At 59.4% G+C, this 23,364-nt stretch carries 15 protein-coding genes; 8 read left to right on the top strand and 7 right to left on the bottom strand.

The genetic code is table 11. From position 1 onward, the window contains the following. The 5 genes from JJQ51_RS01095 to JJQ51_RS01115 all read right to left on the bottom strand — a co-directional run bounded on the left by JJQ51_RS01095 (position 1) and on the right by JJQ51_RS01115 (position 4,803). Entirely contained in the window at positions 1-753 is a 753-nt protein-coding gene (locus tag JJQ51_RS01095) for an amino acid ABC transporter ATP-binding protein (protein ID WP_145322933.1), read from the bottom strand. Continuing rightward, positions 753-1,646 (bottom strand): DMT family transporter, encoded by an 894-nt coding sequence (locus JJQ51_RS01100; RefSeq protein WP_269244149.1) that lies wholly within the window; start codon positions 1,644-1,646, stop codon positions 753-755. Before JJQ51_RS01100 ends, JJQ51_RS01095 begins: the two co-directional genes overlap by 1 nt. Then, entirely contained in the window at positions 1,636-2,607 is a 972-nt protein-coding gene (locus JJQ51_RS01105; RefSeq protein ID WP_183811528.1) for an amino acid ABC transporter permease, read from the bottom strand. The genes JJQ51_RS01100 and JJQ51_RS01105 overlap by 11 nt, the downstream gene beginning before the upstream one ends. A 23-nt stretch (positions 2,608-2,630) precedes the next feature. Next, positions 2,631-3,911 (bottom strand): NAD(P)/FAD-dependent oxidoreductase, encoded by a 1,281-nt coding sequence (locus tag JJQ51_RS01110; protein WP_113420268.1) that lies wholly within the window; start codon positions 3,909-3,911, stop codon positions 2,631-2,633. Positions 3,912-3,975: 64 nt separating this feature from the next. Then, a complete protein-coding gene (locus tag JJQ51_RS01115; protein ID WP_183811524.1) occupies positions 3,976-4,803 on the bottom strand; it encodes a transporter substrate-binding domain-containing protein in 828 nt (275 codons plus the stop codon). A gap of 323 nt (positions 4,804-5,126) precedes the next feature. Here JJQ51_RS01115 and JJQ51_RS01120 point away from each other — a divergent pair, with 323 nt between their 5' ends. Together JJQ51_RS01120 and JJQ51_RS01125 are read left to right on the top strand one after the other, a co-directional pair. After that, on the top strand, positions 5,127-5,279 hold the full coding sequence (locus JJQ51_RS01120) for a hypothetical protein (RefSeq protein ID WP_269244150.1): 153 nt from the start codon (positions 5,127-5,129) through the stop codon (positions 5,277-5,279). A 25-nt stretch (positions 5,280-5,304) separates the two neighbouring features. Beyond that, positions 5,305-5,658, top strand: a complete 354-nt coding sequence (locus JJQ51_RS01125) for a hypothetical protein (RefSeq protein WP_145322941.1) — start codon at positions 5,305-5,307, stop codon at positions 5,656-5,658. Between the two features lie 676 nt (positions 5,659-6,334). Here the strand turns inward: JJQ51_RS01125 and JJQ51_RS01130 are convergent. Then, on the bottom strand, positions 6,335-14,827 hold the full coding sequence (locus JJQ51_RS01130; protein ID WP_442967269.1) for a GH36-type glycosyl hydrolase domain-containing protein: 8,493 nt from the start codon (positions 14,825-14,827) through the stop codon (positions 6,335-6,337). Positions 14,828-16,332: 1,505 nt separating this feature from the next. Further along, a complete protein-coding gene (locus JJQ51_RS01135) occupies positions 16,333-17,124 on the bottom strand; it encodes an SDR family NAD(P)-dependent oxidoreductase (RefSeq protein WP_113352158.1) in 792 nt (263 codons plus the stop codon). Positions 17,125-17,578: 454 nt separating this feature from the next. On the opposite strand from JJQ51_RS01135, the gene JJQ51_RS01140 reads away from it, so the two are divergent. From JJQ51_RS01140 to JJQ51_RS01165, 6 genes are all read left to right on the top strand, one after another. Then, complete coding sequence (locus JJQ51_RS01140; RefSeq protein ID WP_152094370.1) at positions 17,579-18,463, top strand: amino acid ABC transporter permease; 885 nt, start codon at positions 17,579-17,581, stop codon at positions 18,461-18,463. Beyond that, positions 18,463-19,224, top strand: a complete 762-nt coding sequence (locus JJQ51_RS01145; protein WP_269244151.1) for an amino acid ABC transporter ATP-binding protein — start codon at positions 18,463-18,465, stop codon at positions 19,222-19,224. The genes JJQ51_RS01140 and JJQ51_RS01145 overlap by 1 nt, the downstream gene beginning before the upstream one ends. A gap of 39 nt (positions 19,225-19,263) precedes the next feature. Continuing rightward, positions 19,264-20,094, top strand: a complete 831-nt coding sequence (locus tag JJQ51_RS01150) for an ABC transporter substrate-binding protein (RefSeq protein WP_269244152.1) — start codon at positions 19,264-19,266, stop codon at positions 20,092-20,094. Positions 20,095-20,222: 128 nt separating this feature from the next. Then, positions 20,223-21,095 carry a polysaccharide deacetylase family protein gene (locus tag JJQ51_RS01155; RefSeq protein ID WP_233788532.1) on the top strand — a complete coding sequence of 291 codons (873 nt, stop codon included), beginning with the start codon at positions 20,223-20,225 and terminating at the stop codon, positions 21,093-21,095. Further along, positions 21,092-21,991 (top strand): polysaccharide deacetylase family protein, encoded by a 900-nt coding sequence (locus JJQ51_RS01160; protein ID WP_145322947.1) that lies wholly within the window; start codon positions 21,092-21,094, stop codon positions 21,989-21,991. Before JJQ51_RS01155 ends, JJQ51_RS01160 begins: the two co-directional genes overlap by 4 nt. Then, positions 21,981-23,342: an MmgE/PrpD family protein gene (locus tag JJQ51_RS01165; protein WP_145322949.1), complete on the top strand. Its 1,362-nt coding sequence runs from the start codon at positions 21,981-21,983 to the stop codon at positions 23,340-23,342. The genes JJQ51_RS01160 and JJQ51_RS01165 overlap by 11 nt, the downstream gene beginning before the upstream one ends. The last annotated feature ends 22 nt before the right edge of the window (positions 23,343-23,364 follow it).

Below are 23,364 nucleotides of genomic sequence, written 5' to 3' on the forward strand. Positions count from 1 at the left end.
TCAATGCAGGATCTGGCTTAGGAAGAGTTTGCTGCGCTCGTTCCGAGGATTGTCGAAGAACTCCGCCGGCGTCGCTTCCTCGACGATCGCGCCGCGATCCATGAAGATGACGCGGTCGGCGACCTGGCGCGCGAAGCCCATTTCATGGGTGACGCAGATCATCGTCATACCGGTATCGGCAAGCGATACCATCGTATCGAGAACTTCCTTGACCATTTCAGGATCGAGCGCCGAGGTTGGCTCGTCAAAAAGCATGACCTTCGGCTGCATGCAGAGCGCGCGGGCGATCGCGACGCGCTGTTGCTGGCCGCCGGAAAGCTGGGCAGGAAACTTGTTGGCGTGCTCGGGAATGCGAACCCGTTCGAGATAATGCCTCGCGATTTCGATTGCTTTGTACCTGTCCATCTTACGCACCCAGACGGGCGCAAGAATGCAGTTTTGCAAAACAGTGAGATGTGGGAAGAGATTGAAATGCTGGAAGACCATTCCAACCTCGCGACGGATCTCGTCTATGTTCTTCTCGTTTTCCGAAAGCTCGGTGCCGCGCACGGCGATCCGGCCCTCCTGGTGCGCTTCGAGCCGGTTGATGCAGCGGATAAGCGTCGATTTTCCCGAACCGGACGGGCCGCATATGACCACGCGCTCGCCTTTGCGGATCGAAAGATTGATATCGTCCAGCGCATGGTAGTGACCATACCATTTATGTACGCCTGACAGTTCGATTTCCGGCTGTTCGATGCGGGGCTGTGACATCAATTTATCTCCCTGGATGACTTGAGAACGAGCCAGCCCGACAGGATGATGATAACCCCGCCGGCGATCGTATAGGTTTCAATCGGATTGCCGAACAGCATCACGCCATAAAGGCAGCCCCAGATGATCTGACTGTATTGAAAAGGGGCGAGAACCGAGGCATCGCCACTGCGAAAGGCGCGCACGAGAAATGCATGTCCGGCGTAGAGCAGTGTGCCCGCCAGCCCGGCATACGCCAAGGTGGGCAACGCGACGCGGCCGAAGCCGCCCGTCGCCATGGTGACGCCAAATGCGCCGCAGCCAAGCATGAAGAGAAGGGCGGCGACCAAGGCATCGTCGCTTTCTTCTGCCTCGATGACGCGCAACAGAATGAGCGAGGCGGCGAACAGGAGCGCCGAGCCAATCGCCGCGGCGTGGCCGAGGTTCAGCATCACGCCAGCGGGCCTGAGCGCGACGGCCACGCCGGCAAAACCAAGCAGCACACCCAACTGACCGGTCCAGGACAGCCGCTCTCCCAAAAGGATATAGGCGAGAACGGCAACGAGAACCGGTGTCAGGAACGCTAGGACATAGGCTTGCGCGAGCGGAAGCATCGCGAAAGCATAATGGATGAGGAGCGTATCGCCGGCGAGTAGCAAGGCGCGCAGAAGCGCAAGCCGCGGCCGTTTCGGCACCAGTCCGCTGAGCGTGCCGTTCGAGGCCGCGCGTCCAATGACGAGCGCGAATGCCGCGCAGGTGGTCATGAATGTCACCTGTGGCACCCGCACATCCGCACTCATCAGTTTCACCAGCGCATCGCAGCCGGAAAAGACGCCGAAGGCGGCCAGGACGCCGCCGATAGCGGGCAGATTGGCGCTGGCCCTGAGGGTCGGCGGATGAGGGCTATCGGGCATTGAAGCGGCCAAATCGCTCTTCGATGCGAGCCTGAAGGAATTCCAGCGCCATGGAGAGAATCCAGTAGATCATCGAAGCGGTGATAAGCATTTCGATGTGGCGGAACTCCGTTTGACCCTGGGTGCGGGCAAGATACATGATCTCCCAGACGCCGACGACCGAGACGAGCGAGGAATCCTTCAGCATGGCGATGAACTGATTGCCCGTTGGCGGGATGATGACGCGCATCGCTTGCGGAAGGATTACCAGGAACATGGTCTGGTTCGGGCTGAGCCCCAGAGCTGTCGCGCCTTCGGATTGACCGCGCGGAATGCTCTGGATACCGGCGCGAAAGATTTCCGTCATGTAGGCACCGTAGCACAGGGAAAGCGCCAAGATGCCCGCCGGTATGGCGCTGATGACGTAACCGACCTGAGGCAGGCCGAGATAGATGATATAGATCTGCATCAGGAGCGGCAGACCGCGAAAGAGCGAAGTGTAGAACGTCGCAAGGCCGTAGATGACGCCGTTTCGCGACAATTTCGCGATGGCGCCCGCCAACGCGATCACGGTGGCGATGATGATCGATATGGCGGATATGTAGAGTGTCGTCACCACACCCTGTGAGATGAGGAACCCGATCTTTTTGGCAATGAAGGTATAGGAAAGATCGAATGTATAAAAGAAGAGCAGCAGGAGCGCGAGGAGCTCGATCCACACACCCACGATCTGCTGACCGCGCGGCAACAATCTCAGAAGCTTGATGTTGACGGCGATGATAAGGGAGATCAGCACGGCGGAGACGAGCCTGCTTGCCTGGGGACTGTCCGTCAGCCAGCCAACCGTCATCGGCACCAGCTTGCCAATCCAGGCCGAACTGATGCCAAGCGCGTATAAAACAGTGGTCATCAGCGTCAGCAGGAGCAGCAGCCCGGTTCGTCGTGCCGCGTCCGGGTAGTTCAAGATCAATCTTCCAAGCATCATCGTTCCCCTTGATGATCTTTCTAGGCGGCTCTTTCGCGCCACCAGTCCTGTGCCTGCAGCTTCCAATAGGTGAGTTGTGCCGCCGCGAGTCCGGCAATCCCGCCGGCCCAGACGAGACCGAAGGGCTGAAACAGGCGGTAACGATCGGATTGGCCCAGAATCCCCTCCGCCACGATCTTGCCACCAATCGCGGTCGTATTGAGACCGTGGCCACCAAACGCGGTACAATGCCAGACACCCGGCATCATCTCGCCAATTTGTGGCATGAGGTGACGGGCGTAGGACATTAGCCCTGACCAGGCGAGCTCGGTCTTGAGTTCGGAGAGTTGCGGGTAAGTCCCAGTCATTTCGCGACGCAATTCGCGGGCGAGCGCTACCGGCGAGGCGGCGCGCGTGGTGATGCGCCCGCCCCAGAGAAGACGCCTGCCGTCTTCCACGACGCGATAATAGTCCCCGGCGCGGCGGTTGTCGCCGATCGCGCAGCGTGTCGTGATCGCTTGGGCGATCAGATCGGGATTTTCCTCGGAGATCATCACATAGGTGGCGATCGGCAGGAAAGAGCGCTTGAGCTTGCCAACCAACTGGCCGGTATAACCGCCCGTCGTCAGCACGACCCGGCGCGCCTTCACATGGCCACGCGCCGTCTGCACGATCTTCTGGGCGCCCGCGAGCTGGCAACCGGTCGCCGCCGAACTTTCATATATGCGCCCGCCGAGGCGCTCGAATTCGCGGGCTATCGCTCGCAGATAATTCAGCGGATGGATGTGGAAGGACTTCTTGCTGTGGAGGGCCTGAAAATAGCGATTGGATTTCAAAATGGCGCGAAGCTGATCGCGGTCCATAAATTCGAGATCGCTGCCGAAATCGCGGTTCATGTCTTCGGCATAGCGCTTGAGGCCGTCACCGCCGTCATATCGCAGCGCGCTGATGATGCCCGGCGTCAGCTTAGCGTCGGCAATATCGAGATCGCGGATGGTATCGCGAACGAAGTCGACGCCCTCGATGGAAAGGCGGTGAATGGCCTTTGCGGTTTCGGTGCCGGTGACGCGGGCGATCGCCGCGCTGTCGGTGGCAAACCCCGCGCTGACGAAGCCGCCATTCCGGCCGGAAGCGCCAAAGCCGACGGATTCGGCCTCCAGCACGACGACGTTGAGATTGGCGCGCGCGAGTTGCAAGGCCGTCGTCAATCCGGCAAGGCCGCCGCCGATGATCACCGTGTCGCATTCGACCGGGCCACTCAGCGCGGGCCGTGCGGCAGTCTCACTCATCGTTCGGCGATAATAGGTGTCGGGATACGACATGGTCGATCTTTCAAGGCAATCGGGAAGAAAAAGGGTCGGGGCTGCCGCCCTGACCCGCGCTTGATCAGTCGGTGCTGTAATCCGCGCCGTACCACTTCTTGGTAAGCGTTCCGAGCGTGCCGTCGGCTTTCATGGATTTGATGATCTCGCCAACCTTGGCGGTCCATTCTGAATCACCTTTTTCCGCGATGACCACAAGTGGTTCACGAAAGGCATATTCGCCTTGGATGATGCGAAGCGGATAGCCGTTCTTGATCGCATTCAAAGCGGTCTGTTCTGGCGCGATGACGGCGTCAAGGCGTACGCCCGGACCGAGGCGCAGGTCGTCGAAGGGAAGCATGGAATCAGCGAAGGTACGCACTTCGCCAGGCTCGACCTTATATTGAATTGGCGGCATACCTGGCGCGTCGATCTGCAAATTGCGGCGAATGAAGTCTTCCGAAGTGGTTGCCGTTTCGACCCCGATTACCTTGCCGTTGAGATCGCCAACGGACTTCAGCGGGCTGTCTTTATGGACCACGTAGACATAAGGGCTGTAATAGTAGATGCCGGCGAAATCGATGACCTGGGCGCGGGATTTGGTGGGTGTAACCGAGCCGACACCGACATCGTAGCGGCCCTGCCAGTGCCCACCCGTGAGGGTTGCCCAGTCTGGGGTCTGGAAGCTGACCTCCACGCCAAGGCGCTTGCCGATCTCTCGGGAGACGTCGATATCGAAGCCGACCATCTCATTATTGTCGTTGAGGAAGCTTTGTGGTGGCCAGCCGCTGTTCGTCGCGACCACCATGGTTTTCTTTGACATGACGCGGTCAAGCGTTCCGCCCGCGTGCGCGAGGGATGCCATTGCGAGGACGGCCGCGGCGATTGCCGTACATTTCACGAAACGTTTCATAGATCCTCCATTGCCAGGCACTCGTTCCACTTTATGTAAGATGTCTGACAACTGGAACTAGATTGCATTGGTCCTAGAGTGTCAAGGCTCCTGTCCCAAAAACTTTATGACCCTTCGGCAATAACTCATGAAATCCCCGCATAGCAACTCCCAAGAACACCAATAGCGCGGGTATGGAGGGATCGAATCCGTGAGAGGTGGTGTCAGACGAGTTTCGCCCACGCACCGAAACTGTGTGCTTTGCGCATTTGCTTATGCGCGCCAGGTCCGGAGATAACCTCTCGGGCTATTCCAACCGGATAATGTCCAAGCAGCGTTGCCGCATGGACCATATGGCACCGTCGATCCTGGGCTGGACGGAAGCTGAAATGTTGGGCCAGACGCTGGAGCGCATGTTTACCGACCAGCACCGTCAGCGAGACATATTGGGAAATGAGATGCGCGACGCGCTGGCATACGGATGTGAAGAGGTTTAGACGATACTCGGCCACTAGGCGAGCCGTGTGGAACATTATTTCACTTTGGCAGTTGATCATAAGGGAAATTAAGGAGGATACGCAAATGCGAAAGATAATTATTGCCTGTGCGGCCATCTTCATCGGTGCTGGTTTACCTGTGGCTGCGGTTGCGGAAGAGGTCGTCATTGATGGGCCTTCCTATGATCAGGGCTATCGCCATCATCGCCATCACCATCCGTATGTTGCCTTAACCGATCGGGGCGTTGCCATTGGATCGGTTCGCGATCGTGACCGTTACGATCGATATAATGATCGCGGCGGCTGCATGACAAGGACTGTCACACGCACCGATGAAAACGGCGACCAGATCACTAAAACCATTCGGCGCTGCGATTAACAGCGCCGATGGGTAATTGCTCCCTGCGAGCATCTATCCCTAACGTCACCGGGAGTGGCACGGTCGTCGATTAGACTTCTGCCGGACTGGCACGCGAAGAAAAAGCGCCGCAAGAGATCGTGCGCCCCCAGCTTTTCTGCGCCAGTGCTTGGGCTTGGCGAAGAGCTTATAAGATCGGTCTGAGGCCGCACGAGTACTTGGACGGGAAGAGAAGGCGCACCCTGGCTTTGCGAATGGCGAGGCGCGGCGCCTTGCCCCTGTGACTACGCTCCCGGTCTCGGCCACCTGCTTCGCGATTTAATTGGCGCCCTGTGGCTGACGCCGCGCCGAGCAGAGGCCGCACCCCGCGAAAGCCTCGCGCGAATTAGTCGAATACCCAGCTACCGAGACTGGCCTCCTGTTGGATGGTGGTGCTCGTCGATCAGCAAGGTTTTCGCATCGATACATCTGGCGCTTCATTCTGCTGGCAGGCCGCGGTCCGAACACGATAGCGGAGGTATTCTATTGTCAAACGGCCGCTGGCCTCAGTTGCAGACTCAATTCGATAAACTCCCTCCGAAGGAGATAAGAGCGCGCAGCTGGTGAATTGGAGGTGGCCTGATTGGCTCTGCCTCCAATTTCCAATTCATACATACTCGATAATTCGGCGGATGGCTGGATTACAGCGAGATTTCGCCTACGATGCCGCGAGTAAATATCCCTCCCGCGGATCATCAATTGCGGTCCCATTGATCGTGATCGCATATCCTCCTGTCGGATCAACTCTCGAAACCGAAATTTCGTATCGACCGCTGGGCAGTTCCAGCGCAGCCGAGTAGCCGTCCCATCCGGCCGGCAGCGCAGGCTTGATGTGCAATCGCCCGCTGTCGGTGCGAATGCCGAGGATACCTTCGATTGCGACGCGATAGAACCACCCGGCCGAACCGGTGTACCAGCTCCAGCCACCGCGGCCCCTGAGGTCGCCTTCTCCATAAACGTCGCCGGCGATGACATAGGGCTCGACGCGATAGGTCTCCGCGGACGATTTGTCGAGCGCGTGGTTGATGGGGTTCAGCATTTCGACCGCGCGCCAGGCGTCCTCGCCGCGGCCCATCCGGGCAAGGGCAAGAGCCGTCCACATGGCGGCATGCGTGTATTGGCCGCCGTTTTCGCGGACACCTGGCGGGTAGGCCTTGATCACACCGGGATCATTGACCGGCTTGACGAAAGGTGGCGTCAGCAGGCGGATGAACTTGCCCTCCTCATCAACCAGCTTATCGAGGACCGCGTTCATGGCCATGTTGCTGCGATCGGCATCTCCCTCGCCGGAGAGCACGCTCCAGGATTGGGCGATCGAGTCGATCTTGTCTTCCGCCGATTGGCTGGAGCCGAGAGGCGCGCCGTTGTCGTAGTAACCACGGCGATAATATTCGCCATCCCATCCGGCCGTTTCGATCGCGGCCTTGAGCTTTTCAAGATGATCCGCCCAACGGCTGACGCGTTGCGTGTCGCCGCGCTTTTCCGCATAGGCGATGAAGCGACGCAAGGCGCCCGCGAGGAACCAGCCCAGCCAAACGCTTTCACCACGGCCGGCGATGCCGACACGATCCATCTTGTCGCACCAGTCACCGCTCATCATCAGCGGCAACCCGTTGACGCCCGTGCGCTTGATCGCGAGATCGAGGCCGAGAGCGGCATGTTCGTAGAGCGATGCGGTCTCGTCGGAGACACGTGGCTGCAGGAAGGCGTCGTACTGGCCGGGGCTGAGCTGCGCGCCTTCGACGAAGGGCAGCATCTCGTCCATGATCGAGGCGTCGCCGGTCACCGTGCAATATTGGTCGAGGGCATAGGCAAGCCAGACCGGATCGTCGGAGATGTTCGTGCGAACGCCGGCACCGCTATCTTCCAGCCACCAGTGCTGGAAATCGCCTTCTGGGAACTGACGGCGGCCGGTATTGAGGATCTGCTTGCGGGCGATCTCAGGCGAATGCAGCAGGAAGGCCAGCGAATCCTGCAGCTGGTCGCGCAGGTTCCACGCACCGCTCGATTGGTAGAAGGCGGTACGGGCCATGATGCGGCAGCCATAGGTCTGATAGGGCAGCCAATTGTTGACCATGAAGTCAAGCCGCTTGTCCGGTGTCGAGACGTGCGTCTTGCCGGTGAAGCTCTTCCAGAACTCACGCGTCTTCTCTAGAACCTCCGCAAAACCGATGGAGCGGATGTCGGCGATGAGAGCGGCGGCTTCCTCCTGCGAGGCGGCATCACCCATATAAAAGCAGATGTCGCGCACTTCACCTGACTCGATCGTCAGGTCGAATGCCATAGCGGCTGCGGGATCACCATCGAGATCGACGGCATTGGAGAGCCGCGAGCCGGCCGAAACCGTGCGCGGCTGCTGGATCGTCCCGTGCCGGCCGATGAACTCGCGGCGGCTGGTGGAGACGCTCGACGGTGCTTCGCTTGCAGCAAAAGCCGCAACACGCGTCCCGAAGCTTACGCTGAACGGATTTTTCGCAAAGACCGCTCCGCTCACGCTGTCGAAGCTCGAGATGATGAAGGGCTTGCTCTTCGTCGGGTTGTTGCCGAGAATCCATTCGGCATAGCCGTAAAGACGCAGCTTGCGTGCTTCGCCTGCATCGTTGCGGATACGCAGTTGCGTCAGCTTGACGGGCTTTTCCATGTCGAGGGTCTGGGTGACCTCCAGGGAAATCTCGTCCTGAACCGTCGAAAAGATCGAGTAGCCAAGGCCATGCCGGGCTTCGAAGCGCGTGTCTGCGCGCTGCGCGAGCGACGCGTAGGGCACGATGACGGAGCCGCGGTCGAGATCCTTCAGATAGAAGGCCTCACCCGGACGGTTTGTGACCATGTCGTTGGTCCAGGGCGTCAGCTGATGATCGCGGGAATTCTGGCTCCAGGTGAAGGCAGCGCCTTCCGCCGAGACATGGAAGCCGAAGCTCTCGTTGGCCATGATGTTAACCCACGGATGAGGCGTCTGTTCGCCGCCGGACAGGCGCACGACATATTCGCTGCCGTCGGCCGCAAAGCCGCCATAGCCGTTCCAGAAGACAAGATCACTGCCATCGACTGGGGGCGTCCCGACAGTGTCGCGAACCATACGCGGCACCAGGGTGGAATCGCCCCACTGACCAAGCAGCGCGGGCGTACCGGAAACGGAACGGGCCTTCTGCACCTGATCGATGAGGCTGCCGTCGCGACCGCGCAGCACGACGCGCGAGGCGGCGATGATGGCGTCATAGGCTTCCGGAGTCGTCAGATCCTTGCGCAGGACATAGATATTGCGCTGGATGCCGGCAACCTCGCTGGCGTGGCGCGCCGCGTCACAGAGCTGGTCGATGGTACGTTGCATTTCGGCAGCAGCCTCACCGGTGCGCTCGTTGAAGATGACAAGATCGACCTCGACGCCGCGCGATTGTAAGAGGCCTTGCGCACGCAGAAGTTCCTTGACGAGATCGGTGCCGAGCTCGTCGGTGATGCGCAAGGTCATCAGTGGTGCATCACCGGAGAGAGTCGCTCCCCAAAGAACGGACTGCGACTTTAGGCCTTCGCGAACCGTCTTATTGTCGGCACGCAGCGCCATGTCCGGATAGATGATGTAGCGGGCAAAGCGCTGGTAGGCGGCCGCCTCCTTCGAGTTGACGCCGATCTGGCGCAGCTGGCTCTGCGTTCTCGTCCAGGCCTGCACAAGACCTTGGGCAAAGCTTTCCGGCTGGCGATAGTGCTCGACCGCAGCCTCGAGCTCGGTGCGTTCGGCCGCGGCAATGGTCCAGAAGGTTACGCTGACCTTTTCTCCTGCCGGCACACGAAGCGTCCTGCGCAGCGACAGGCAGGTATCCATCGTGAAGCCGCTCGAATTGGAAAGTTCCGCACCTGCGTCGAACGCGGCAGCTTCCGTTAGCGTGCGCCCCCGCCCAAGGAAGCGCATGCGGTCCGTCTCATACTGTGTCTGCAGGCTCTCGCCCGACGTATCGACGATGAGATGGGCGATGGCGACCTCGGGATCCGTCACGCCACGCTTCTGCCGCTCGACGAAGATTGCGTCACCTTTCGCGGCGATTTCTGTCTTCAGGAACATGCGGGCAAAGACGGGGTGACCTGTATCGACGGCATCGAGAGTGGCGACAGGCTCCATATAGGAGGTCACCTCGATCACTCGATCTTCCGTGCCGGTGTTGCTGATCGTCAGACGGCGGCCTTCGGCATCGTAATTGCTTGCGACGAAGACTTCCATTTCGCTCGTCAGCTCGCCGACGGTCTTGATAAACTCCGCCTTGTCGTCGCTGAAGCTCACCCGAACATGCTCGTTGGCGATCGAACGCGGCTCCGCCGTTGCCGACCACCATTCGTTCGATGCGGTGTCGCGCAGAAAGACGAACGATCCCCAGCGATCCTCGGTCGGGTCGGCACGCCAGCGATTGACGGAGAGATTTTTCCAGCGGCTGTAGCCGGAGCCGGTCGCCGTCAGCATCGTGGAGTAACGGCCGTTCGACAACAGCAGCAATTCGCGCTCGCGTGAGGCCGGATCTTCCAGGCGCCGCACTTCCGGACGCATCAGGTCGCCTTGGATGGTCGCGGGCGCGTCGGTTTCGTGCTTCGAGGCCATGACGGGAATATCGCGCGGCGCCTTTTCCTGCAGCAGCAATTCGGCAGCCTCGATCACTGGATCGGCATGGAACAGTTCGCGCAGCAGCCCATCGAAAGCCACGTTGGCGACAGCGGCGATCGACATGCCGTGATGGTGCGCATAGTAGTTGTAAACCACCGCGCATTGCTTGCCCTCGGGCACGCGGCTTGCCGTGAAATCGACCGCATCATGGAAACCATACATGCCGAGCGCGCCGACGGCCCGCAACCGCTCTAGGTTTTCGAGGGCCGCGACCGGATTGTACTGGCTGGCCAGCAACGAGGCGTAAGGCGCGATGACGGCGTTCTGTCCGAGACCGCGTTTCAGGCCGAGCGTCGGCACCCCGAAGTTGCTGTACTGATAGTTCATCTGATGATCGCGGGCGTTGAAGGCCGCTTCCGAGATGCCCCACGGCGTGCCAAGCTTGCGCGCGTAGTTCATCTGCTCCAGAACGATCAGATTGTTGGTCTGGTTGAGAATCCCGCCGCTGCGCTCCTGCATGACGAGAGGCGGCATCAGATATTCGAACATCGAGCCGGACCACGAGACCAGCGCACCGCGCGTGCCGACGGGCACGACGTGGCGGCCGAGCTTGTACCAGTGCTCGGTCGGGAGATCACCTTTTGCTACGGAGAAGAGGCTCGTCAGACGAGCTTCCGAAGCAAGTAGATCGTAGCAGGCGGCATCCACTTCTTCCGTCTCGACGCGGAAGCCGATCGACAGCAACCGGCGCTCCGGGCGATAGAGGAAGCTGAAATCCATATCGAAGGCGATTTCACGGGCGCGATTGCCGATCCGGATCAGCCTTTCGCTGATATCAGGTGCCTGGGCGGGATCGAAAGCCTTGTCGACCTGATGGAGTTCGCAGGTTTCGACCAGCTTCTCCGCCCAATGGACGACTTCCTCGCTCCGCGTGGTCTTGACTTCCCTGTCAAGGCTTCCGGCAAGTTCGCGGATTTCCCGAGCCTGCCCGGCAAATCGTTCGATGAGGCCCGAGGAGAATTGCTTCTCGCGTTTACCGGTCGCGACCGCCGCTTCAAGCTCGGCGATACGGCCGTCCAGCCGGTCATGAAGGGATCGGTTCGACCGCGTATCGTCATCAAGCTCCGAAAGCACCTCGCGCAGAATTGCCGCGACGTCGCCGATGCCGTCGAGATCGGTGTGGATATGGGCAAGAGGAGACTGGGCCCAGATGCGGCATGCGGATGAAACGGCGATCAGATGGCCGGCAAAATTTCCGCTATCGACTGAGGATACATATTTGCGGCCCAGCGGCTTCAACGTGTCCGTATGATACCAGTTGAAGAGATGACCTCGATATTTTTCCAGCTTTTCGACCGTCTCGATCGTCTGTTCGATGCGCTTGACCGCGTCCTCGAACGAAATCCAGCCGAAACGACGCGCCGAAATGACCGACAGCAGATAGACGCCGATATTGGTCGGCGATGTGCGCATGGCGACGACCGCATGCGGCGTCTGCTGAACGTTGTCGGGCGGCAGGAAGTGCTGGTCGGGAACGACGAAGTGGTCGAAGTAGCGCCAGGTACGTCTCGCGATCTTGCGCAATTCGTTGCGGACGTGGTCGGGCACAACAAGCCGATCTTCGGTTTCCGCCGTCTGGCTGACCAGCCAGGCGATGGCTGGCGACAGCACCCAGAGAAACGCGAAGGGAAGTCCGACCAGCCACGCGATGCCGCCGGAAGAGGCGGCGAAGACCAGCGCCACAACGGCCAGGAGGGGCGCGCGCCACATGACCTTGTAATGGCCGAGGATCGTCGTCTGCGCCATGGCCTGCGCACTTGCGGCGGTGCGCCACTGCAACATCAGCTTGCGGCTGACGAACATGCGGTAGAGCGAGCGGACAATCGCATCCGCCATGACGCAGGCGATGTCGGCGATGAAGATGATGCGCAGCGCCACCTGGGCATTGGCATTCTCAATATCTTTCCAGACGGTATGGAGATGCGCCCGCAGGATGATGTCGCTGCTTCGCGGGATGATACCATTGATCAGTGACAATGTCGGAGCAACGAACAGGCTGAAGATCAGCAGGATCTGCCAGATGAGCGCGCCGAAAGGATCCATCCAGTACCAACCGAGCACGGAAGCGAAGAACCAGGCGATCGGCGTCAGCGAGCGACGCAAATTGTCGAGCATCTTCCAGCAGCCGAGCGCGGTAATGCCACGGCGCTCGTCGAAAATGTACGGAATAAGCTGCCAATCGCCGCGAGCCCAGCGATGCTGACGCGAGACTTCGACCTCGTAGCGAATGGGGAAATCTTCAACGAGCTCGCAGTCCGTCACCAGACCGCATCGCGCCATCGAGCCTTCGAGCAGGTCGTGGCTCAATATCGAGTTCTCACTGATCCGACCCTTCAGCGAGGCTTCGAAGGCGTCGACATGATAAAGGCCCTTGCCGGTGAAGGTACCCTCACCGGTGATGTCCTGATAAACGTCGGAAACCGCGAAGACATAAGGGTCTAGACCGCGATTGACCGAGAAGACACGCTGGAAGGTCGATGCGTCCTTGCCCGTCGTCAGCGACGGCGTTACGCGCGGCTGCAGCACGCCATAGCCATCGACGACGCGCTGCTTCTTGTCGTCGAAAACCGGGCGATTGATCGGATGGTGCATCTTGCCGACGAGCTTCGTGACGGTATCACGAACAATGCGCGTGTCGCTGTCCAACGTCATGACGTACTTGACATCGGCCGGCACGACATCGAAGCCCGCGATAAAGCTCGTGTCTTGGCTGCCGCGCAGCAGCATGTTGAGCTCGTGCAGCTTGCCCCGCTTGCGCTCCCAGCCCATCCACACGCCTTCGGCCGGGTTATATTGCCGGCGGCGATGCAGGAGATAGAAGCGCTGCCTGCCTTCTTCCGAATAACGTGATTCCAATTCGGCGATCTTGCCGCGCGCATAATCGAGAACGTCGAGATCGCGGGCGGTCTGTTCTTCCTCGGCATCCGGCCAGTCGGTCAGGAGCCCGTAATAGATCTCACCGCGAGCATTGGCAAGGTAATGTACCTCAAGATTGCGGACGAGTTCATCGACGTGCTCACGCCTGCCGATCAGGGAAGGAATGGTGACAAGCGTGCGGGCGTCCGCCGGCAAGCCCTTCTTGAATTCATAGCCGACGAGACGATCCGGTGTGATGAAGAACGTGGCGAAGAAATTGAAGAGGCCGGTCGCGCCCTCGGATGCTGGGAGCGCGAACATCAGCAGCAGGACGATCGTCGCAAACAGCGGCATTCCCGCGTCGACGAATGCCCATTCGACCAAGACGAGCGCCAGCAAAGTCAGGAGAAGCACGGGAACGGCGATCGATAGCCAGTTCAGCTTGCGGACCATCCGCATGAACCGCAGGCCGAGCGTCGGTCGGAAGCCGATTTCCGCCTCCAGTGCCGGGCGCCCGTCGCCGACGAAATAGTAGCCAACGTTGCTTGCAGATCCGTCCCTGCTCTCATTCTTTGCACGGTCGGTCAGCCGCACGGCGGCCTCGGCGATATCCATCTCCGTCTTGTCGGACCGCTTCGCGAGCTTTTCGATCTGGCGGCGGTAGCTGTTGCGAGATCCGGCATCGAGCTCTGCATAATCCGTCTGCTGCCAGAGCAGCTTGTCGATGGTGCTGACCTCTTCGACCCACTCCGACCAGTCGGTGTCGTTGATCTCGCGCAGGCTCTTGATGATGCTGCCCATCAGCGCATTGGCCGCGCCGAGACGGGTCTGCTCAGCCGACATGACGGCTTCGGCATCCGTTTCCTTGGCGGAAAGTTTGGCCTCCAACCAATTCAACGCAGCTTCTGTTGGTTCGAGTGCATTGCGAAGACGATAGTGGAGCTGCGTGACGAAGGTCGTGTCGTCGAGATTGGCAGCGAGCGTTTCCAGATGTTGCGCCGCGCCGGCGTCACCGAGCGAAATTGCCTCGGTGGCCGCTGCATTGGCCGCCGCGCGCATTTCGCGGCTCTTATCGATCTGCGATGCCACCCGGCGAAGATTGTCGATCAAGACATAGCGCACCAGCGAAGGGAGCGCCCAGAGTTCGCCGATCCGTAAGGTTTCGCGGTCCTGGAACCCTTCGGTGACTGCGGTCATGCCAGCATTGCTGATATTGCTGTGCGCATGCGCCATGTAGAGCCAGGCGAGCGCGAGGGTGCGCGGCACCTCCGTGCCGTCGAGATTGATCTTGCGCAGTTCGCGATAGAATTTTTTCGGAAAGTCGCGGCGAACTTCCTGGATTGCCTCTTCGACAATGTAGTGGTTGTCGAGCAGCCATTCGGCAGCTGGCGTGATGCTTTCGCCAGCATCGACATCCGCGGCGGCGGCGCGATAGACCCGCAGGATCTCGTTTTCGTTCTCCTTGTGTCGGAGATAGAAATCGAAGCCACTGAATTTTAGGAGATCAAGCGTGCGAGTTTCTGCAAACTTCGCTGCCATGGTTCTCAGCTGATCGTTGGACAAGAGAGTGGCGCGAATTCCGAATTCGCGATCCAGATGAGCCATCTGAGGAGTTGGAGCAGAATCGTTGACAGTATCTTTAGATGACATGTGTCTTTCGCTTTTGTCTCGTCGTTTCCCAAATGCAGAGTTCCAGAAACGACAACCCGGAGCCTGAGATCTTCATTGCAGCGCCCCAGTTGACGGTAACTGGGGCGATGATTGCCGCTTAACTAGCCGCACCACCCTGAACGCAGGATTAATTGTCTGGGCCGGCGACGTTGGCGGCCGTCGGAATTGCCGTCTCGAAGCAATCGGCCATTCTCGCTGAGCTTTCCTGCAAAGCTCCTTAGAGGCAAAACAAAATCATCTTATTCCTGAACTACTGGCACACAATCTGACGGCGTATTTGATCCCGTAATTCACAAAGGAATGAATTACCAGAAGGGGAGCTTAAATGTCCGTAATCGCACCGACACTTTCCCATGTGCTTCAAAATATCGAGCGGTTCAAGGCAGAGCTAGACAGCAGCGCCGACCTCCAGCGTCGCCTGGCATATGCTCGCGCTTGGTATGCTCTTCAAACCGAAGCCGTGGCAAGTCGCCTATCACCTGAGGAGCGCCTCAGACTGAGAGCCGCCCTCTAGGCGGGAATCCTCGCATTTCCTGCGGTTTTCAGCCGAACTTCATGCCACTGCGCGGGCTTACCACGCAGACGTCGTCGAGACACCTAGAATGTGGCGATATTACAATGTGTTAGAGGAAGGAGGGCGCAATTCCAATCAAAAGCATGAATAAGATGAAGGCGACTCCAACCGGACACCTGCGTGCCTTCCCGATAGTCGGCACGCGTTCACAATCAAGCTCCGAAACGGACGGCTACAAATTCCGGATTGGACGCATGTAAGTTCCGAGGTGAACGCGCCGGCTATCTTAATTCGCGCCACGGTCGTTTGGTGATAATACGACCGAAAGGTGGCCCCTGTTGGCTAATGTCGTCTAGTCGCGCCAAGGCGCACCAACGCATATCCGGCACCGCCAATCTCAATCAAAAGGTCTGATCTCATTTCCCGATCGGTGACCACCTTGATTTTGGTCCATTTGTCTATCTTCGTGTCGTGCGGGAGAGGCAATCCCTCTCGCAGCAGGAGGGTGAGCTCAGGTGCTCTTTCCGACTTATAAATACAAATCCTCATTGCGCGGGACCCTAACTGCACAGATTTGTGACAGCTATATTGCAGTGCGTTATCAACTATTGCAATGCCGCGAAATCATCCTTTGCAAATGGCCGACGAATATGTCTGTCCTCTTATCCATGATTCTACCGCTTCTGCCGCTATGCGTATGGGATAACGATAGATCAATCAGCTTCCGGCATTCGACCGCACGCCTTGATCCAACGGCCTCATTGGCTCGTGAGCCGACACGTGGAGCCTCGGCAACAGGGCACTACGTCCGCTGGCGATGAGCTTCGATGTGCCAGCTTTCATGACGAAAGCCATTTTTGGTGGCATGCACCATGAAAAGCAATGATTGCAGTCCATTCAAGTGCTGAAGCTCAGGTCGGTGGAGTGCCGATGGGCTGCTCACGAGCACAATGCATTCTCGCTGTGACGGTCAGAACGCGCTCTTCACCACGCCGCCATCAACCCTGAGCGCCGCACCATTGGTGGCCGAGGAAAGCGGGCTCGCGATATAGGCGACCATGGTTGCTATTTCTTCGGGCGTTGTGAAACGCTTGATCAGTGAAGTTGGTCGGATTTTCTCGAAGAATTCGGTCTCGAACTGCGCGAAGCTCTTTCCTTCGGATCCGGGCAACGCTGCGACGAAATCCTCGACCCCGCGCGACTTCGTTGGACCAGGCAGCACACTGTTGACCGTGATCGCGGTGCCGGCAACGGATTCGGCGATACCGCGCGCTGCCGCGATCTGAGCCGCCTTGGTCACACCATAATGCACCATCTCGGCAGGAATATGCACGCCGCTTTCGCTCGATATGAAGATGATGCGCCCCCAGTTATGCCGGCGCATCGACGACAGATAAAGACGCGCGAGACGAACGCCCGAAAGCACGTTGACATCGAAGAAACGTCGCCAGTCAGCATCGGGGATTTCTTCGAATGGCTTGGGTTCGAATATGCCAAGGTTGTTGATCAGGATCTCGACGTTTGGGAAGCGCTTCGTGACCGCATCGGCCGCCGCCTCGGTGCCGAGATCGCCGGCAAATCCGTCAACGTGGCCACTTCCGATCGCGGCAAGTTCGGCGACCGTGCGATCGACCGCATCTTGGGTTCGTCCGTTGACGATGACATGGGCGCCTTCGCGAAGGAGAGTTGCCGCGATGGCATGACCGATGCCGGCGGTGCTGCCGGTGACCAGAGCCAGTTTACCGTTAAGCTCGAGGTTCATGAGGGTTCTCCAATGAGAGATATGACAGGAAGAGCACGCGGAATAAGCATGTTTCGCAAGGGAAGGCTATTTGCTTTGAGAACCACGACCCTACGACGGATCCGGTTGATTGACTAGTTCACTTCCTTGGTAGCGATCGCCGAATGACGATCAACGCATTATCCGTGAGCGATCGTGCGAGATCCTTTGCATTCAACCTCGGCTTCTTCTTCCGATGAGCAACGGCGCCGGTATGGCATTGCCGTCAATGGGTTATCAGATTTCGCATCGGTCGTTCCTCGCGTCTCTGTTAAAGGCAGCGAGACGGCGTCACGTCCTGGTGGATGCCGGGATTTATGCAGAAGGCGCATAAATTGCATGTTCAAATCTCGTTTGTGGCCGAATTCAAAAGCAACGTAAGCTTTTCCCATTAGAAAACGGAAGCTCACCAACGAGCTCAGGGGATCGAAATTTGATGAATTCAGCGCCACTGGACGTGAATGCGCTTGTGATCGTGCCGCAGCGAAAAATCGGCACGAAGATCATGGCGGCGATCTGCGTCATCCTGCTTGTTCTTCTGGCGAGAGCCTTCTGGAAGGGCGATATCGCCTGGGAATATGTCGGACAGAACCTGTTCACCAGGGCCGTCATGGCGGGTGTCGGCAACACGATCATCATGACCTTCTGCGCCATGATCGTCGGCATCGTTCTCGGTGTCGTTGCCGCAATCATGCGCATGTCGGACAATCCGGTTCTGCGCGGTATCTCGGTCGGCTATATCTGGCTGTTCCGCGGCACACCGGCGTTGCTGCAGCTTCTCCTGTGGTTCAATCTTGCCTTGATCTTCCCGACGATCGGTATTCCCGGATTGTGGTCGCTCCGCACCGTCGATGTCATGACACCCTTCGTTGCCGCCCTCCTTGGCCTTGGCATTCAGCAGGGTGCTTATACCGCCGAAGTCGTGCGCGCCGGTCTTCTGTCGATCGACAAGGGGCAGATGGAAGCAGCCCAATCGATCGGCATGACGAAATTGCGGGCAACGCTGAAGATCGTTCTGCCGCAGGCCATGCGTGTCATCGTCCCGCCGATCGGCAACGAAACCATCGGCATGGTGAAGCTCACCTCGCTTGCCAGCGTCATTCAATATTCGGAAGTGCTCAAAAACGTCGAGGATATCTACTATGTCAACTCGCGGGTCATCGAACTGCTGATCGTCGCCGCCATCTGGTACATGGTCGTCGTCACCATCCTCAGCATCGCACAAATCTATATCGAGCGGCATTTCTCCAAGGGCTGGGGCAGGCGGGATGCGGGCGCCCAGCAGGCGGCCAACCAGGCTCTCACCGGGGAGGCAAGCTGATGGACGCGATCATCAAGGCGCACGGCCTGCAGAAGTACTTCGGCACGTTTCATGTCCTGAAGGATATCGATTTCGAGATCAGGAAAGGCGAAGTCGTCTGCATTATCGGACCTTCCGGTTCGGGAAAAAGCACCTTTCTGCGCTGCATCAACCAGCTCGAACAGATCGATGCCGGCTATGTCACGGTCGAAGATGAAATCGCCGGCTATCGCCGCGAGGGCAATCGGCTCTTTCCGCTGCCGGATCGGGAGATCGCCCGCCAGCGGCAGGCCGTCGGCATGGTCTTCCAGAAGTTTCATCTCTTCCCGCATCGCACGGTCCTGCAGAACATCATCGAAGGTCCGGTCGGCGTGCAGAAGCGGCCGAGGCAGGAATGCCTCGCCGAGGCGCGCGTTCTTCTGCGGCGTGTCGGCCTCGCCGACAAGGCGGGCGCCTATCCAGGCGAATTGTCCGGTGGTCAGCAGCAGCGCATCGCCATTGCCCGTGCGCTCGCCATGAAACCGAAGGCCATGCTCTTCGACGAGCCGACCTCGGCACTCGATCCCGAACTTGTCGGCGAAGTCCTCGGCGTCATGAAGGAGCTTGCCGCCTCCGGGACGACGATGATCGTCGTCACCCATGAAATCGGCTTTTGCCGAGAGGTCGCCGACCGTGTCGTCTTCATGGATGCCGGCATGATCGTCGAGACCGGCACACCCAGCGACATATTGGAAAACCCCAGGAATCCCAGAGTGAAGAACTTCATCTCTGCGGTGCTTTAACAAGAAAAACCCGAAGCAAGATCATCAGAGGACAATCGCATGAAACTCATTCGTCTCGCCGTTTCGGCGGCCCTGCTTTCGCTCGCGGCCACCGCCGCCTCCGCGGACTCGAGCCTGAACCTCATCAAGGACGGCGAGCTACGCATCATGACCAACCCGATCTATCCGCCCATGGAGTTCGTCAATCCGGATACTGGCACGATCGATGGCTTCGACGTCGACCTGGCAAATGCGATCGCCAAGAAGCTCAACCTGACGACCGTGTTCGTGACCTCCGCCTTCCAGGAGCTGCAGAGCGGCCTTCAGACCGGCCGCGCCGACATGATCATCTCCGGCATGAGCGACAACGTGAAGCGCCAGGCCAGCATGGATTTCGTCGATTACATCACCAGCGGCCCGATCCTCTTCACCGTCAACGCCAATGCCGCGACCTACAAGCAGGCGACCGACCTTTGCGGCAAGACAGTTGCCGGAAGCCGCAGCACCTCCTTCGGTGATAACGTCAAGGCGTGGAGCGCGGAGAATTGCGAAGGCAAGGGCAAGCCCGCCATCAAGTTCGAGGGAACAGCGGATTCGAACGCCGCCCGGCTCGGCATGAAGCAGGGCCGCTATGACGCGGTCGTGCAGGGCATCGAAACGATCGCCTATCAGATGCGCATCGAGCCGAACACCTACACGCTCGTCGGCGAGCCGCTGCTCAGCAACGACACATTTGGCATTGGTTTCAAGAAGGACCACACCGCGCTTCGCGATGCGGTTGCCGGTGCTCTCGATGGGCTGATCAAGGACGGCACCTATGACGAGATCCTCAAGAAGTGGGGCCTCATCCACAATGCCGTTCCGAAAGCCGTGATCAACGGCGTCAAGTAAAGCTTGAAGAAGCGCCGCGATAAGAGCGGCGCTTCCCTTTCCATCGTAGGCAGTCATCGGCCGGGGTGTCTCAGCGCCCGCGGATGGATGGCTGCGTCCCAAACACCTTGAAGCGCATGCAGAGTCCCATGACTGCGAAGAGTGCAATCAAATCGGCAAGACCAAGCCTGTGGCCGGCAGGCCGGCAATCGGCTGTGGCGCTTGCCTTCGATGTCGATGGCCCGACGGGCGATGCGATGCTTGACGGCTCGCTGCTCTCCAATCCCCGCTATTTCACGCAAGGCGCCTATGGTCCGTGGCGGGCATTGCCGCGGCTTCTCGATCTGCTCGCGGCTCATGGGCTCAAGGCGACCTTCTTCGTGCCGACCTGGGTGGTCGAACATTGGCCGTCGCAATGCGAACGGATCCTTCGGGATGCGCATGAGATCGCTTATCACGGCCACTATCACGAGGTTTTCATCGACTGCAGCCGGCAGCAGCAGCTCGACATCATGGGGCGCTCCCGCGACATCTTTCAAAGCCGCATGGGTGTGACGCCGGTCGGCTTCCGCACGCCCTCCGGCGACTGGAGTGACGAGACCGCGCAATTGCTGCACGAGTTCGGCGTCATCTATTCGAGCTCTATGCGCGGCGACGACAGGCCTTATTTTCACACGGCATCGCTCGGTCGTGGGCTGGTCGAGATTCCGGGCCGCTGGGATATCGATGATTATACCGCGCTCGCCTACAGCGAAGAGCCTGATTTTCCCATCGGCCTCGACCGCATCTTCGGTTACGCCGATGTTCAAAGGAACTGGTGCGCCGAATTCGAAGGCTATCACCGCGAAGGGCTCTGCTGGACGACGATCCTGCATCCGAAAGTCTGCGCCAAACCTGGTCGGCTTGCGATCCTCGAGGGTCTGTTCAAGGCGATCACCAGCCATGGCGACAGCGTCTGGGCGACACACTGCGCGGAAATCGCGAAGTGGTGGATCGCACAACATCCGGAGAAGGCCGCATGAGCAGCACGGCATTTGAAGGTTTCTGGCCACGGGGCAAGACATGCGCGGCGATCGTCTCGGTGATCTTCGACGATGGGCTCGATGCCGTCGTGCAGGCGCCGGATCTCAAAGGGCGCAGCAAGAGCTTTTCGGTCTGGCAATATGGCGCCGCGCGCGGCGTCGAGCGTCTCTGCAACGTCTTTGCCGATGCTGGCATATCCACCAGCTGGTTCGTGCCCGGCATCGTTGCGGAGAAACACGAACGGTTGCTGCGCGATATCGTGGCGCCACACCATCAGATCGAGAGCCACGGCTGGGATTTCGAGCGCTATGACGCGATGGATGCGCCTGCCGCCGCGGACCTACTCAAGCGCAGCCGTGACAGGTTGAGCGGGATCGCATCGAATGAGGTTTCCGGCTTCCGGTTGCCTGCCGGCAACTGGCCGCATCACTTCGACCGGCTACTGGTTGAGGCGGGATATACCTGGTCGGCATCGCTGAACGGAGACGATGTGCCCTACAGCCATTCCTCGTCGCTGGTGGAGATCCCGGTTCACATCGAGCTGGAAGATCGGCCCTATTTCCAGTTCAATTTCACCCCGGCCTTTCCAAAAGGGCAAAGCCGCATTCCGTCTTATGAGGCGGTTCTTGGCAACTGGATCGCCGAGTTCGATGCCTATCGCAAATACGGCCTTTGCTATGTCATCCAGCTTCGCCCGGAATGGACCGGCACGCCGGGCCGGATCGCGCTCGTCGAAGCCTTGCTCGCCCATATTACAAGCTTCGGTGACGTGTGGCTGGCGACGGCGGCGGATGTCGCGCGCTGGCATGCCAATAAGGGCCTTGCCGCACCGGGCGATCACCCGATCAATGTCTACGAAGCCTATGTCGATGAGGAACGGCCCCGTGAGCGATAATCTGACACAGGCACTGGCGGAGCTTGTGTGCTCGACGAGCTATGAAGCTTTTCCGCCCGAGACCATTCACAAGGCGAAGCTCCATATTCTCGATACGCTGGGAGCGGCCATCGCCGGCTCGGCCTCTCGCGAAACCAATGCGGTCGTGGCGATGCTTGATATCAAGGCCCAGACCGGTCATGCCGCGATCTGGGGACGACCGATCGCGTCGGACGCAAGGACAGCCGCCTTCGTCAACGGCGTATCGGCCCATGCCTACGAGCTTGATGACAGCGGCGGTTGCGATCATTCCGGCGCCGTCGTCCTTCCAGCTGTGGTCGCCGCGCTTGGCGATCGAAGCCAGCCAGTGAGCGGCAGCGTGCTGCTGCGCAGCGTCCTGCTCGGCTATGAAGTCGGCCGTCGCGTGCTGGAGGCGGTCGGCGGATATGAAGAGCACAACGGTCTTGGCTGGCATTCGACAGGCACTTGCGGTTCATTCGGCGCTGCCGCTGCCGTCGGCAGCATCGTGAACCTCGATGTCAATGCAATGGCCTCCGCTCTCGGCTCCGCTTGCTCCTTTGCTGGTGGAACCTGGGCCTTCATCCGCAATGGCAGCTCGACCAAGAAGCTTCATGCCGGCCGCGCCGCCGAAGGCGGGCTTATGGCCGCCTATCTCGCACGGCAGGGATTCGAGGGGCCTGATAGCGTCTTCGAGGTGGAGCGCTGGGGCAGCTTTTTTGCGACTTTCGGCGCCGGCAAGGGCGATCCGCAGGCGCTGATCCGCGACTTCGGACACAACTGGCGCCTGAACCGATGCTCGATCAAGCCGCATGCCACCTGCCGTGGCACGCATGCGGGCATCGATGCGCTTGATATCATGCTACAACGTCATGGTCTCAAGCCCGACGATATCGCCGCCATCGAGGTCGATATCAGCGGCTTCCAGTATGGCATGTGCGGCGGCAAGATCATCGAGTCGCGCGCACAGGCCCAGATGAGCTTGCCCTATGCCCTGGCGGCCCGGCTGCGCTACGGCAAGGTCTTTCTGGCCGAGCTTGAGGAGGCCGCGTGGTCGGCCGTGGAGATCGGCCTGTTGATGGATCGCATCACGGTGCGAATTGATCCCTCCATGAAGGACGAGGACGAGCCGGCGATCACCATCGTCACGACATCCGGCGAACGGCATCAGCTCGTCGTCGAATTTCCTCTTGGAGGCCCGCAGAACCCGCTGAGTGATGAGCGACTGATCGGCAAATATGCCGCGCTTGCCGCCATGGTGCTGCCGGCATCAAGGGTCGACGCCCTCAGCGACTTCGTTCTCGATCTCGAAAATCAGACCGACGCCAGCAGCCTGCTGGCGCTCCTTCAATAGGGAGTGCGCCCGGAGGAGGGCG

Origin of the sequence: Rhizobium sp. AG207R, from assembly GCF_027109195.1 — a bacterium.
Taxonomy (GTDB): domain Bacteria; phylum Pseudomonadota; class Alphaproteobacteria; order Rhizobiales; family Rhizobiaceae; genus Rhizobium; species Rhizobium dioscoreae.

Bases quoted from the DNA above. Each gene is read 5' to 3' on its own strand.
- JJQ51_RS01095 (WP_145322933.1), bottom strand. From the start codon at position 753: ATGTCACAGCCCCGCATCGAACAGCCGGAAATCGAACTGTCAGGCGTA.
- JJQ51_RS01100 (WP_269244149.1), bottom strand. From the start codon at position 1,646: ATGCCCGATAGCCCTCATCCGCCGACCCTCAGGGCCAGCGCCAATCTG.
- JJQ51_RS01105 (WP_183811528.1), bottom strand. From the start codon at position 2,607: ATGCTTGGAAGATTGATCTTGAACTACCCGGACGCGGCACGACGAACC.
- JJQ51_RS01110 (WP_113420268.1), bottom strand. From the start codon at position 3,911: ATGTCGTATCCCGACACCTATTATCGCCGAACGATGAGTGAGACTGCC.
- JJQ51_RS01115 (WP_183811524.1), bottom strand. From the start codon at position 4,803: ATGAAACGTTTCGTGAAATGTACGGCAATCGCCGCGGCCGTCCTCGCA.
- JJQ51_RS01120 (WP_269244150.1), top strand. From the start codon at position 5,127: ATGGACCATATGGCACCGTCGATCCTGGGCTGGACGGAAGCTGAAATG.
- JJQ51_RS01130 (WP_442967269.1), bottom strand. From the start codon at position 14,827: ATGTCATCTAAAGATACTGTCAACGATTCTGCTCCAACTCCTCAGATG.
- JJQ51_RS01135 (WP_113352158.1), bottom strand. From the start codon at position 17,124: ATGAACCTCGAGCTTAACGGTAAACTGGCTCTGGTCACCGGCAGCACC.
- JJQ51_RS01140 (WP_152094370.1), top strand. From the start codon at position 17,579: ATGAATTCAGCGCCACTGGACGTGAATGCGCTTGTGATCGTGCCGCAG.
- JJQ51_RS01145 (WP_269244151.1), top strand. From the start codon at position 18,463: ATGGACGCGATCATCAAGGCGCACGGCCTGCAGAAGTACTTCGGCACG.
- JJQ51_RS01150 (WP_269244152.1), top strand. From the start codon at position 19,264: ATGAAACTCATTCGTCTCGCCGTTTCGGCGGCCCTGCTTTCGCTCGCG.
- JJQ51_RS01155 (WP_233788532.1), top strand. From the start codon at position 20,223: ATGACTGCGAAGAGTGCAATCAAATCGGCAAGACCAAGCCTGTGGCCG.
- JJQ51_RS01160 (WP_145322947.1), top strand. From the start codon at position 21,092: ATGAGCAGCACGGCATTTGAAGGTTTCTGGCCACGGGGCAAGACATGC.